The sequence below is a fragment of the Amycolatopsis sp. genome (assembly GCF_036008905.1).
Taxonomy (GTDB): domain Bacteria; phylum Actinomycetota; class Actinomycetes; order Mycobacteriales; family Pseudonocardiaceae; genus Amycolatopsis.
On sequence record NZ_DASYMU010000219.1, the window covers coordinates 79,704 to 91,558 of the forward strand.

Annotated in this window: 16 protein-coding genes and 1 pseudogene; 5 read left to right on the plus strand and 12 right to left on the minus strand. The window is 67.9% G+C overall.

Annotated features, from left to right (window positions below; all coding sequences use genetic code 11):
* Positions 1 to 60: 60 nt before the first annotated feature.
* From trpA to VGP60_RS35480, 5 genes are all read right to left on the minus strand, one after another.
* Positions 61 to 849, minus strand: coding sequence for a tryptophan synthase subunit alpha (gene trpA / locus VGP60_RS35460; RefSeq protein WP_327552559.1), 789 nt, complete (start codon positions 847 to 849; stop codon positions 61 to 63).
* The gene (trpB, locus tag VGP60_RS35465; protein WP_414640458.1) at positions 846 to 2,108 is read right to left on the minus strand and encodes a tryptophan synthase subunit beta; all 1,263 of its coding nucleotides are present in this window, start codon (positions 2,106 to 2,108) and stop codon (positions 846 to 848) included. Before trpB ends, trpA begins: the two co-directional genes overlap by 4 nt.
* Positions 2,087 to 2,899 (minus strand): indole-3-glycerol phosphate synthase TrpC, encoded by an 813-nt coding sequence (gene trpC / locus VGP60_RS35470; protein WP_327552561.1) that lies wholly within the window; start codon positions 2,897 to 2,899, stop codon positions 2,087 to 2,089. Before trpC ends, trpB begins: the two co-directional genes overlap by 22 nt.
* Positions 2,900 to 3,041: 142 nt before the next feature.
* A complete protein-coding gene (locus tag VGP60_RS35475; RefSeq protein WP_327552577.1) occupies positions 3,042 to 3,530 on the minus strand; it encodes a Trp biosynthesis-associated membrane protein in 489 nt (162 codons plus the stop codon).
* A gap of 13 nt (positions 3,531 to 3,543) precedes the next feature.
* The gene (locus tag VGP60_RS35480; RefSeq protein ID WP_327552562.1) at positions 3,544 to 5,100 is read right to left on the minus strand and encodes an anthranilate synthase component I; all 1,557 of its coding nucleotides are present in this window, start codon (positions 5,098 to 5,100) and stop codon (positions 3,544 to 3,546) included.
* Between the two features lie 86 nt (positions 5,101 to 5,186).
* Here VGP60_RS35480 and VGP60_RS35485 point away from each other — a divergent pair, with 86 nt between their 5' ends.
* On the plus strand, positions 5,187 to 5,813 hold the full coding sequence (locus tag VGP60_RS35485) for a TetR/AcrR family transcriptional regulator (RefSeq protein ID WP_327552578.1): 627 nt from the start codon (positions 5,187 to 5,189) through the stop codon (positions 5,811 to 5,813).
* Here the strand turns inward: VGP60_RS35485 and VGP60_RS35490 are convergent.
* From VGP60_RS35490 to VGP60_RS35520, 7 genes are read right to left on the minus strand one after another with little or no spacing between them, the layout of a single operon-like run.
* The gene (locus VGP60_RS35490) at positions 5,797 to 6,207 is read right to left on the minus strand and encodes a hypothetical protein (RefSeq protein ID WP_327552563.1); all 411 of its coding nucleotides are present in this window, start codon (positions 6,205 to 6,207) and stop codon (positions 5,797 to 5,799) included. The two genes, VGP60_RS35485 and VGP60_RS35490, sit on opposite strands and share 17 nt — an antisense overlap.
* Positions 6,204 to 6,566 (minus strand): DUF1304 domain-containing protein, encoded by a 363-nt coding sequence (locus VGP60_RS35495; RefSeq protein ID WP_327552564.1) that lies wholly within the window; start codon positions 6,564 to 6,566, stop codon positions 6,204 to 6,206. Before VGP60_RS35495 ends, VGP60_RS35490 begins: the two co-directional genes overlap by 4 nt.
* Before the next feature lie 58 nt (positions 6,567 to 6,624).
* On the minus strand, positions 6,625 to 6,978 hold the full coding sequence (gene hisI / locus VGP60_RS35500) for a phosphoribosyl-AMP cyclohydrolase (RefSeq protein WP_327552565.1): 354 nt from the start codon (positions 6,976 to 6,978) through the stop codon (positions 6,625 to 6,627).
* Positions 6,975 to 7,358 carry a hypothetical protein gene (locus tag VGP60_RS35505; RefSeq protein ID WP_327552566.1) on the minus strand — a complete coding sequence of 128 codons (384 nt, stop codon included), beginning with the start codon at positions 7,356 to 7,358 and terminating at the stop codon, positions 6,975 to 6,977. The genes hisI and VGP60_RS35505 overlap by 4 nt, the downstream gene beginning before the upstream one ends.
* Positions 7,355 to 8,116 carry an imidazole glycerol phosphate synthase subunit HisF gene (gene hisF / locus VGP60_RS35510; RefSeq protein WP_327552567.1) on the minus strand — a complete coding sequence of 254 codons (762 nt, stop codon included), beginning with the start codon at positions 8,114 to 8,116 and terminating at the stop codon, positions 7,355 to 7,357. The genes VGP60_RS35505 and hisF overlap by 4 nt, the downstream gene beginning before the upstream one ends.
* Positions 8,117 to 8,125: 9 nt before the next feature.
* The gene (locus VGP60_RS35515; protein WP_327552568.1) at positions 8,126 to 8,317 is read right to left on the minus strand and encodes a DUF397 domain-containing protein; all 192 of its coding nucleotides are present in this window, start codon (positions 8,315 to 8,317) and stop codon (positions 8,126 to 8,128) included.
* Positions 8,318 to 8,330: 13 nt separating this feature from the next.
* Positions 8,331 to 9,179 (minus strand): helix-turn-helix transcriptional regulator, encoded by an 849-nt coding sequence (locus tag VGP60_RS35520; RefSeq protein ID WP_327552569.1) that lies wholly within the window; start codon positions 9,177 to 9,179, stop codon positions 8,331 to 8,333.
* Between the two features lie 252 nt (positions 9,180 to 9,431).
* Here VGP60_RS35520 and VGP60_RS35525 point away from each other — a divergent pair, with 252 nt between their 5' ends.
* The 4 genes and pseudogenes from VGP60_RS35525 to VGP60_RS35540 all read left to right on the plus strand — a co-directional run.
* Positions 9,432 to 10,004, plus strand: coding sequence for a TetR family transcriptional regulator (locus tag VGP60_RS35525; protein WP_327552570.1), 573 nt, complete (start codon positions 9,432 to 9,434; stop codon positions 10,002 to 10,004).
* A gap of 268 nt (positions 10,005 to 10,272) precedes the next feature.
* Complete coding sequence (locus VGP60_RS35530) at positions 10,273 to 10,986, plus strand: ABC transporter ATP-binding protein (RefSeq protein WP_327552571.1); 714 nt, start codon at positions 10,273 to 10,275, stop codon at positions 10,984 to 10,986.
* 17 nt (positions 10,987 to 11,003) lie between these two features.
* A complete protein-coding gene (locus tag VGP60_RS35535; protein ID WP_327552572.1) occupies positions 11,004 to 11,738 on the plus strand; it encodes an ABC transporter permease in 735 nt (244 codons plus the stop codon).
* A gap of 24 nt (positions 11,739 to 11,762) precedes the next feature.
* A pseudogene (locus VGP60_RS35540) lies at positions 11,763 to 11,855 on the plus strand (PPOX class F420-dependent oxidoreductase); the annotation flags it as partial.

Genomic DNA, 11,855 nt, shown 5'->3' on the forward strand with positions numbered 1-11,855 from the left:
TTGTAGCCACTCACGAGGGGTGACCACACGCACTGCCGCAGTGGCCTGCTTGGCCGCGGGTCAGGCGGGGGCGACGGTTTTGCGGACGCCGTCGGCGAGTTCGGCGGAGAGGGTGCGGACGGCGTCGATGCCGGAGCCGGCCTGGGTGACCAGGGCCGAGCCGACGATCACCGCGTCGGCGAACGAAGCCACCTCAGCGGCCTGAGCGCCGGAGCGAACCCCGAGCCCGACACCGATCGGCAGTTCCGTATGCGCCCGCGTGCGCGCCACCAGGTCACGAGCACCAGCCCCGACACTCTCGCGAGCACCGGTGACCCCCATGACCGCGGTCGCGTACACGAACCCGGAGCTCGCCTCGACCGTGCGGACGATCCGCTCCTCCGACGAGGACGGCGCCACCAGGAAGATCCGGTCCAGTCCGTGCGCGTCCGAGGCCTGCATCCAGTCGGCGCCCTCGTCCGGCGTCAGGTCGGGCGTGATGATCCCGAGCCCGCCCGCCGAAGCGAGATCGCGCGAGAACCGGTCCACGCCGTACTTGAAGACCGGGTTCCAGTAGGTCATCACGACGGCCTTGCCACCGCGCGCCGTCACGGCTTCGACGACCTCGAACAGGTGCTTCAGCCGGAAGCCGTTCTTCAGCGCTTCGACCGCCGCGGCCTGGATCGTCGGGCCGTCCATGACCGGGTCCGAGTACGGCACGCCGACCTCGACCAGGTCCGCGCCGCCGTCGATGACCGCGGACAGCAGGTCCTTGGACCCGTCGACCGTCGGGAAACCGGCGGGCAGGTACCCGATGAGCGCCGCGCGGCCTTCGCTGCGGGTCTGCTTGAAGACCTCTGCGAGGCTCACAGTTTCTCCTCGTCCACCAGGTCGAAGTACTTCGCCGCGGTGTCCATGTCCTTGTCACCGCGACCCGAGAGGCTGACCACGATCAGGCCGTCCGGCCCGAGTTCCGGCCCGAGCTTGAGCACCCCGGCCAGCGCGTGCGCCGACTCGACCGCCGGGATGATGCCTTCGGTCCGCGACAGCAGCCGCATCGCCTGCATGGCTTCGTCGTCGGTGACCGAGAAGTACTCGGCCCGCCCGGTGTCCTTGAGCCACGAGTGCTCAGGGCCGACACCGGGATAGTCGAGCCCGGCCGAGATCGAGTACGCCTCGATCGTCTGGCCGTCCTCGTCCTGCAGCAGGTACGACATCGCGCCGTGCAGGGTGCCGGGCGTGCCCTCGGACAGGGTCGCGCCGTGCTCACCGGACTCGATGCCGTGGCCGCCGGGCTCGAAACCGACGAGCCGGACGCCGGGATCGTCGATGAAGCCGTGGAAGATGCCGATCGCGTTGGAGCCGCCGCCGACGCACGCGGCGACGACGTCGGGCAGCCTGCCGGTCTGCTCGAGGATCTGGCGACGCGCTTCCTCGCCGATGACCTTGTGGAAGTTCCGCACCATGACCGGGAACGGGTGACCGCCGGCCGCGGTGCCGAGCAGGTAGTGCGTGGTGTCCACATTGGACACCCAGTCACGCAGCGCCTCGTTGATGGCGTCCTTCAGCGTCCGCGACCCGGTCTTGACCGGAATCACCTCGGCGCCGAGGAGCTTCATCCGCGCGACGTTCAGCGCCTGGCGCTCGGTGTCGACCTCGCCCATGTACACGACACAGTCGAGATCGAGCAGCGCGCACGCCGTCGCCGTGGCGACGCCGTGCTGACCGGCACCGGTCTCGGCGATGACCCGCTTCTTACCCATCCGCTTGGTCAGCAACGCCTGGCCCAGCACGTTGTTGATCTTGTGCGAACCGGTGTGGTTCAGGTCCTCGCGCTTAAGGAACACCCGCACGCCACCGGCGTGCTTCGCGAAGCGCGGGGCTTCGGTCAGCAGCGACGGACGGCCCGCGTAGTCCCGCAGCAGCCGGGCGAACTCGTCGGTGAACGCCGGGTCCGTCCTGGCCTTTTCGTACTCGGCGGACAGTTCGTCCATCGCGCCGATCAGGGCCTCGGGCAGGAACCGGCCGCCGTACGGGCCGAAATGGCCGCGTTCGTCCGGATCGTGCTCGGTGTGCTCGTGGGCCCGGGTGGCGACCTCTTCTTCGCTCACCGTGACGGCCTCGGGCAGGCGGGGTGCGAACCGGCGGTGACGAGCTTGACCAGCGCGCCCTTCGGGTCGCCGGAGGCCACCAGGCCCTCGCCGACCAGCACCGCGTCGGCACCGTGACCGGCGTACGACATCAGGTCGCCAGGACCGCGCACACCCGACTCGGCGATCTTGAACACGTCCATCGGCAGCCCGGGGGCCAACCGGCCGAACACGTCACGATCGACTTCGAGGGTGTGCAGGTTACGGGCGTTCACGCCGATGACCCGGGCGCCCGCCTCCAGCGCACGATCGGCCTCTTCGGCGTTGTGGATTTCCACGAGCGCGGTCATGCCGAGCGACTCGACCCGGTCCAGCAGGGAGACGAGCGCGTTCTGCTCGAGCGCGGCGACGATCAGGAGCACCATGTCGGCTCCGTGCAGGCGCGCCTCGTGCACCATGTACGGGCTGACGATGAAGTCCTTGCGCAGCACGGGAATGTCGACAGCGGCACGCACGGCGTCCAGATCGGCCAGCGATCCGCCGAAGCGGCGCTGCTCGGTCAGCACGCTGATGACGGCGGCGCCACCGTCGGCGTAGTCCTTGGCAAGGGAAGCGGGGTCGGCGATCTCGGCGAGGTCGCCTTTGGACGGGCTGCGCCGCTTGACCTCGGCCACGACCCCGATGCCGGACTCGGCACGCAGGGCCGCCAAGGCGTCACGGGCGGGCGCGGCCGCGGCGGCGCGTCGCTTGAGTTCATCGAACGGCAGAGCCGCCTCGCGCTCGGCGAGATCGGCGCGCACGCCGTCGATGATTTCTTCCAGCACAGTCACCGGGCGCCCTCAAAGGCCTCAATGTTCACAGGTTCACTCGCAAGGTAGCTCACAAAACCTTCCCCTTCCCGCTGAAAAGATGCTAACCCTCGCACTTGTGCGGACCGGTCCCGGGGCATCCCGTTGGTCCGAATGCGCCACGTCAACGGCCTGTTGTCGGATCCTCGCCCTCGGATAGCGCCTCCCACAGTTCGACGTCCGGATCGCGCGCCACCCGCTTGGTTCCCGGTGCCGCGTAACGGGCTCCGAGCCGTGGCATCCGGCTGGCGCCCTTGATCCCCAGCAACCCGCCGGAGACCATCAGAATTCCCCCGAGCACCGCGACCAGTGGCCCGTACGGGAATCCGTTGGCGTGTCCGAAGCCGTCGATCCCGGCCCAGCAGGCGGCGATACCGCCCAACGCCAGTAGCCCGCCGAGAACGCGGCGGAACCAGCCGCCGGTGGCGACCATACCCGCCACTCCGGCGAGGGCCAGCAGTGCCAGCGGAACGAGCGATCCCGCCAGCTGGGCGCCGTTTTCGGTGTAGTGCACGATTCCGCGCGCCCCGGCGTCGCGGTCCTCGGCGAACCACGTCAGCCGTGACGAACCCCATAGTGCGGCGGCGCCCAGCACGAGCGCCGCCACCACCATCCACAGTGGACGTTTAGACACTGGCGGAGTCGCTGGTCGGATCGAGCACCGCCGCCGGGGCGAGCGTCTGCGCGGCGGCGATCGCGGAGAGCACCGTGCGCGCCTTGTTGAGCGATTCGTTGTCCTCGTAGTCGGCGTCGGAATCGGCGACGACCCCGCCGCCCGCCTGCACGTAGGCCGTGCCGTCCTTCATCAGCGCGGTGCGGATCGCGATCGCGGTGTCGGCGTCCCCGGCGAAGTCCAGATAGCCGACGACACCGCCGTAAAGCCCGCGCCGGACCGGTTCGAGCTCCTCGATCAGCTGCATCGCGCGGACCTTCGGCGCGCCCGACAGCGTCCCGGCCGGGAAACACGCGACGACGGCGTCGTAGGCCGTCTTGTCGTCGAGCAGTTCACCGGTCACCGTCGACACGATGTGCATGACATGGCTGTACCGCTCGACGTCGAAGAAGTCGACCACGCGCACGGTGCCCGGCTTGCAGACCTTGCCGAGGTCGTTGCGCCCGAGGTCGACCAGCATGAGGTGCTCGGCGCGCTCCTTCTCGTCGGCGAGGAGGTCCTTCGCGAGCTGCGCGTCCTCCTCCGGGTCGGCGCCGCGCCAGCGCGTGCCGGCGATCGGGTGGGTGGTCGCGCGGCCGTCCCGCACGGTCACCAGTGACTCGGGGCTGGACCCGACGATGTCGAACCCGTCCAGGCGCAGCAGGTACATGTACGGGCTCGGGTTGGACGTCCGCAGCACCCGGTAGACGTCGAGCGCGTCGGCGCCGGTCTCGATCTCGAAGCGTTGCGACGGCACGACCTGAAACGCTTCACCGGCGTGAATGGCTTCGACGGCCGTGTTCACCGCATGGTGGAAGTCCTCTTTGGTGCGGTGCCGCTTGAACTGCGGCGCCGGCCGCTCGAACACCGCCGTCGTCGGCGGGGCCGCGACGAAGAGCTGCTTGCTCATCTCGTCGAGCCGCCGGACGGCGTCGTCGTACGCCGCGTCGACCCGTTCGGGCGAATCGTCCCAGTTGACGGCGTTCGCGATGAGCGTGACCGTGCCCTCGTGGTGGTCGAAGGCGGCCAGGTCGGTCGCGAAGAGCATGGTCAGCTCGGGGATGTCGAGATCCTTGACGGCGAGCTCGGGCAGCCGTTCGAGCCAGCGCACCGAGTCGTAGCCGATGTAGCCGACCATCCCGCCGGTCAGCGGCGGCATGCCGGGCAGCGGCTCGGTCTGCAACGCGGCGACCGTCTCGCGCAGCACGGTCATCGGGTCACCTTCGACGGGCAGGCCCTGCGGTGGCGTGCCGACCCACACGGCCTTGCCGTCGCGCACGGTGAGCGCGGCCGGGCTGTGGACGCCGATGAACGACCATCGCGACCAGGACTGGCCGTTCTCCGCCGATTCGAACAGGAACGTGCCCGGACGGTTCGCGGCGAGCTTGCGGTAGACACCGACGGGCGTTTCGCCGTCGGCAAGCAGGCGGCGTACGACTGGGATGACTCGACGGCCTTCCGCCAGCAGACGGAAGTCGTCGCGGGTGGGGCTCACCGAGCCGAGGCCCGCGGAAGCGGCGTTAGCGACCATGCGGTTCATTGTGCTGCATGGTCGTTTCCCGCCGAATGCGGCCACAAATTCATTGAATGTTGAATTATTGCCACGCAGGGTTCATGATGGGGGACGTGACATCCGCCTCTGCCCATGAGACCACGCCCGCCAAGCGCCGCGGCCGCCGACCGGCAGGCCAGGACACCAAAACCGCGCTGATCTCCGCCGCCCGCGAGGTGTTCGGCGAAGTCGGCTACGACGGCGCCACCGTCCGCGCCATCGCCACCCGTGCCGGGGTCGACGCCGCCATGGTCAACCACTGGTTCGGCGGCAAGGAGAACCTGTTCGCCCGCGCGGTGCTCGAGCTGCCGTTCGACCCGCGCGACCTGGTCGCCCAACTGCTCTCCGGCCCGATGGAGAACCTCGGCGAGCGGATCGTGCGCACGTTTCTCACGCGGTGGGACACCGGCGGCGGCGACATCTTCACCGCGCTGGTCCGCAGCGTCGCCGGGCACGACCAGGTGGCCCACGTCCTGCGCGACCTCTTCCTCAACCAGCTGTTCAGCAAGCTGGTCGGCCCGGGTGACGCCGACCGCCCCGAGCTGCGCGCCACGCTGTGCGCGTCCCAGCTCATCGGGATGGGCATGATCCGGTACGTGGCGAAATTCGAGCCACTCGCGTCGGCCGATATCGAAACGCTGGTCGACGCGGTCGGCCCGAACGTCCAGCGCTACCTCACGGGCGAGCTTTAACGGACTTCTTCGCGGCCACGACGACGGGGGCGTCACCGAGCAGGACCGTCATCCGGTCGCCGGTGCCGCCGACCCACACACGGAGCCGTTCGAGCGCGACGAGCTCGGGCGGCAACGTCCGGGTGATCACCACGGTGAGCTCGACCCCGGCAGTCAGCCGGACCTCCAGCAGGTACCGGCGGCCGAGCCGATGCGCGACGGCCTCGCCCTCGCGCCAAGGGATCCGCAGCAGCGCACGGCCGCGGCCACGCCAGCCGAAGAAACCGAGAGGACCACGCCGGAGGCGGTCGACGACCTCGGTGGCGGCATCGAGGTCGATCGGCCCGTCGTAGCGGACGAAATCCGCACGGCGCCCGAGGGTACGGACGCCGTGGAAACCAGCCGGGGAGGTCACCGCGCGAGAAGCACGGCGATCAGCGCGAGAGTGCCCGGCACGACCTGGACGAACAGGATGCGCTTGTTCGCCGTCGCCGCGCCGTAGAACCCGGCGACGATCACGCAGGCCAGGCCGTAGACCTTGAACTGGAAGCCGGTCGGATCGGTCGCGATGAGACCCCAGACGAGCGCGGCGGCCAGGAAACCGTTGTACAGCCCCTGATTCGCGGCCAGCGGCGCGCTTTCCTTGGCGAACTCTTCGGTGGTACCGAAAGCGGCCCGCGCACGCGGCGAGGTCCAGAGGAACATCTCCAGCACGACGATGTAGACGTGGATCAGGGCGACGAGCCCGACCAGGATGTTCGCGACGACGTTCACGAGTTCTTCTCACTTCTTCTTCGCAGGTGAGCGGACGCTCGCGCAGTATCTAAGCAGGTCAGCTGTCGTCGGCGAGCAGCAAGCGCTCCCCGGTGTCGAAACAGCTGTGCTCGCCGGTGTGACAGGCGGGCCCGACCTGGTCGACGCGAAGGAGGACCGTGTCGGCGTCGCAGTCGATGCGCACTTCGCGGACGTGCTGCGTGTGCCCGGACGTCTCGCCCTTGACCCACTGCTGCTGCCGGCTGCGGGAGTAGTAGGTCGCGCGGCGCGTCTTCAACGTCTGGTCGAGGGCTTCGTCGTCCATCCACGCCACCATCAGGACGTCCGACGTCGAGTGCTCGACGACGACGGCGCAGATCAGCCCGTCGGCGTTGCGCTTGAGCCGGGACGCGAGTGCGGGATCGAGGGTCATGCCGCCGCTCCGAGGAGATAACGCCGCAGGGGCATCGAATTCAGCATGACGAGCGCGTAGATGTATCCGGCGAAAGCGAGGCCGGAGAACAGCTTCACCCACCACAGTTCCGCGCTGAGCAGGCCGAGCGCGTGCAGCAGGCCGAGGAGAACGGTCACGATGAAACCCGCGATCCGCGCCGACGGCATCTTCAGCACCAGCCCCGCGACGACGAGCCCGCCGAGCACCAGGCTGATGACGGGCAGGACGAACGTGCGATTGGACGCTCCCGCGCCGAGCACCGGGATCAGCACGACCAGGATCCACGCGAGCGCGATGCCGAGCAGCAGGCCGGAAGCGATCTTGACCTCGGCGGGCACCTTCCAGGTCTTGAGGATCACCTGATCACCACTCCCCCGGCGCGCAGCGTGTCCTTGACCTCGCTGATCTTCAACTGCCCGAAGTGGAACACGCTCGCCGCGAGGACCGCGTCGGCGCCGCTTTCGACAGCGGGCAGGAAGTGTTCGAGCGCCCCGGCACCGCCGCTGGCGATCACCGGCACGCGGACGGCCTTGCGGACCAGCTTGATGAGTTCGAGGTCGAACCCGGCCTTGGTGCCGTCGGCGTCCATGGAGTTGAGCAGGATCTCGCCGACGCCGAGTTCTTCCCCGCGAGCGGCCCACTCGACGGCGTCGATACCGGTGCCCTTGCGGCCACCGTGTGTGGTGACCTCGAAGCCGGATTCGGTGCCGCCACCCCGCCGAGCGTCGACGGAAAGCACGATGCACTGCGAGCCGAACCGCCGCGACGCCTCGTGCAGGAACTCGGGGCGCGCGATGGCGGCGGTGTTGATGCTCACCTTGTCGGCGCCGGTCCGCAGCAGCTTGTTGACGTCTTCGTTCGTGCGCACGCCGCCACCGACGGTCAGCGGGATGAACACCTGCTCAGCGGTGCGCCGGACCACGTCGAACGTGGTCTCACGGTCTCCTGAAGACGCCGTGACGTCGAGGAACGTCAGTTCGTCGGCGCCCTCCGCGTCATACAGGCGCGCCAACTCGACCGGGTCTCCGGCGTCACGCAGGTCGGCGAAGTTGACACCCTTGACGACTCGCCCCGCATCGACGTCGAGACACGGGATCACCCTCACCGCGACAGACATACGTCCAGCTTAGTGACCTCCGCCGAGTGCGGTGAGGAAGGCCCGCCAGCCCGGTGCGGCGAAGGTCAGGGCGCCGGAGGCGCGGTCCTTGGTGTCCCGGACCCGCACCTGCGGGACTGTATTCGCGACCTCGACACAGTCACCGTTGTTCGTGCTGTAGCTGCTCTTGCGCCACATCACGTGCGGCTCGGGGGTGACCATGGCGATCCTCCAGCTACGAGTAGAGCTCGACTGCCAGTGCGGCAATCGCGTCCTTCGATTCTCCCTCATCAAGTGCTGTAGTCGCCAGAGTCTCCGACACTCGGCGGTAAGCGGCGATTTCCCCAGGTTCCTCAAGAAAAAGACTGGCCGTCTCACTGTCCAAATACACAACTGGGTTGAACTCAGGAAATTCCATCATCTTGAACTGACCTGCGATCGCGGCGTGGGCACCGATCACGGCCGGAATCACCCGAATGGTCACATTGAAACGCACCGCCATCTCCAGCAAGTGATGCAGCTGCTCTGACATCACTTCGTTCCCTCCCACCGGCAACCGCAACGCGAACTCATGCAGGAAAAAGCTGAATCGTGCTCGCTTAGGCGGCTCGAACAGCGACTTCCGCTCCATCCGAGCCAGCACCCGTCCGTCGATCTCTTCAACCGGCAACGTCCCCGTTCCAGTCAGCAAAGCCTGCGCATAGGAGGGTGTCTGCAAGAGCCCAGGCACGACCATCGGCTGGAACTCACAGAACGAATCCGCCTGTCTCTCCAGCCGCATAAGAGTTTCAAGCTGCTTCGGGAGTCTCGAACCGTGTTGCTGAAACCACCCCAGCTTCCGCAGTTCCCCGCACAACCCGAGCAGCCGAGCCCGCTCCTCCCCCTTCACCCCGCACACCGCGAGAAAGGTCGCCACATCGATCTCCGCCCCACCCCGTTTCCCGCTCAGCAAGCGCGAAACGTTCGGATGCGGCCATCCGAGTCTCCGCGCGATCTCGCGCCCGTTGTATCCCGCATTCCGCATCGCCCGGCGCAACGCGTCCCCGAGTTCCCGGCTGCGGACAGTCGTTTCTCGATCATCCATGCGCTAAAAACTAAAACCCCGCGCCGAATTTTCCACCACCGACACGAAGACACCACCGGAAAGGCGCACGCGGTGTCCCCCCGGCAAACTTTCGCCCATCAGCCCAAATCGCGCGAGTGCAATCCACGCGCACTCAAGTGCAGTCTGTGCACACTCGAACGCGATCCACGCCGCAGTTCGCACTCGGATGTGCACAGACCGCACTCAGGCGTGCGTGGATTGCACTCGGACCGGTCCGCCTAAGCTCGTCTCATGGCACAGGCGGGTCGGCGACCGGGACAGAACGAGACCAGGGAGGCGATCCTTGAAGCGGCGAAGCAGCGCTTCGCGTCGCAGGGCTACGACGGCGCGACGGTCCGCGCCATCGCGGGCGACGCGGGCGTCAACGCGGCACTGCTGAACCACTTCTTCGGCTCGAAGCAGCAACTCTTCGCCGCGGCGATGAACTTGCCGATCAACCCGGCCGAGATCGTCCCGCTCATTCTTGACGGCCCGCCCGAACAGATCGGCGAGCGGCTCGTGCGGATGTTCCTCAGCATCTGGTCCAACCCCGTGACCAGGGCGCCTTTCCTCGCGCTGCTCCGCTCGGCCACCACCAACGACGAGTTCGCGGCGACACTGCGGCAATTCATGGAGAAGGCCGTCTTCGCGAAAGTCGCCGAGGCGAAGGGCATCCCGCGTGTCCGGGTCGCCGCGGCCGCCGCGCAGATGATGGGCGTCGCGCTGCTGCGCTACATCGTCGCCGTCCCGCCGCTCGCCGACGCCTCCGACGAAGAACTCGTCACCCTCATCGCGCCGGTGATCCAGCACTACTTCGACGGCTAGCGGCGCCCGGATCGTCGCCGTGACGCAGCGGCACGAAGCCCGGCTCGCGCTGCTGAAGCTCGTCGACAAGCCCGGCGGGAAGGTCGGCGTCGAGCAGCTCGACACGATCGACATGCCCAGCACGTTCCGGCTGTCTGCCCGACGGCCCCGACCCAGCGTGGCTCGTGAGTGGCAACAAGTGTTCTATAATAACACTCGTAGCCACTCACGACCCACCCACCCAGCCGCCCCCTTGACTCCGAAACTCATCGAGCGCAGAATTAAACGTATGACTAATTCAGCGATCTTGACGGCCGGGCTGCGCGTCCGCCGCGGCGGACGCGAGGTTGTGCGCGACGTGGGCTTCGAGGTTCCGCGCGGAGTGATCACCGGGTTGCTCGGCCCGAGCGGCTGCGGCAAGACCACCCTGATGCGCGCGATCGTCGGCGTCCAGATCGTCGAAGGCGGCACGGTCACCGTCCTCGGCCAAGACGCGGGCAGCCCGCAGCTGCGTCGCAAGATCGGTTACGCGACCCAGAATCCGGCGATCTACGCCGATCTCACCATCACCGAGGCGTTGCGCTACTTCGCCGCCGTGCTCCGCGCGCCGATGTCCGATGTGGACCGGGTCATCGCCGAGGTCGGCCTCACCGACCACGCGGGAAAGCTCGTCGGCTCGCTCTCCGGCGGGCAGCACAACCGCGCGAACCTGGCCGTCGCACTGCTCGGCAAACCCGAGTTGCTGGTGCTCGACGAGCCGACCGTCGGCCTCGACCCGGTCCTGCGCGACGAACTCTGGGCGCTGTTCCGCAGGCTCGCCGACGCCGGCGCGACGCTGCTCGTGTCCAGTCACGTCATGGACGAAGCCGCGCGCTGCGACAGGATTCTCCTTATGCGCGAAGGAGTTCTGCTCGCCGACGAAACTCCGGGCGAACTTCGTGCCCGTACCGGAGCCACCGATCTCGAGCAGGCGTTCCTCCGGCTCGTCCGCGCAGTGTTGTGATTCGAGGCGACCCGCTCATGAACCCGACGCTCACCCTGGCCACCGCCCAGCGCATCCTCACCCAGCTCCGGCACGACCGGCGCACCGTCGTCATGCTGATCCTGGTGCCGTCGCTGCTGATGGTCCTGCTGCGGTTCGTGTTCAACAACGAACTCATGTTCAGCCGTACCGCGCCCGCGCTGCTCGGCGTCTTCCCGTTCCTGATCATGTTCCTGATCACCTCGATCACCACTCTGCGCGAGCGCACCACCGGCACGCTCGAACGCCTGATGACCATGCCGATCGGCCGCCTCGACCTGCTTTTCGGCTACGCGCTGGCGTTCGGGTCGATCGCGATCGTGCAGGTCGGCCTCGCCGCGGGGATCTCGTTGGCCTGGCTGGGTCTCGACATCGTCGGCTCGGTCGGGATGCTGCTGCTCATCGCGGTGCTCGACGCGCTGCTCGGGATGGCGCTCGGCCTGTTCGTCAGCGCTTTCGCGCGCACGGAGTTCCAGGCCGTCCAGTTCATGCCGCTGTTCGTGCTGCCGCAGATCCTGCTGTGCGGGCTGTTCATGCCGCGTGGGCAGATGGGCTGGCTGCTGAACTGGCTGTCCAACGTGATGCCGCTGTCCTACGCCGTCGAAGGGCTGACCCGCGTCACGACGTCGAGCACGATCGACGCCACCCTGCTGCGGAACCTGCTGATCGTCGCGGTGTGCGCGCTACTGGCGTTGATGCTCGGCGCCGCCACGCTGCGTCGCCGCACGCCATAGCCGAACCCCCGCTACGGTGTCCATATGGGATCCGAGTTCGAGCGGCTGGCCGCCGAAAAGTACGTCATGGTCACGACTTTCCGCAAAAGCGGCGCCGGTGTGCCCACCCCGGTGTGG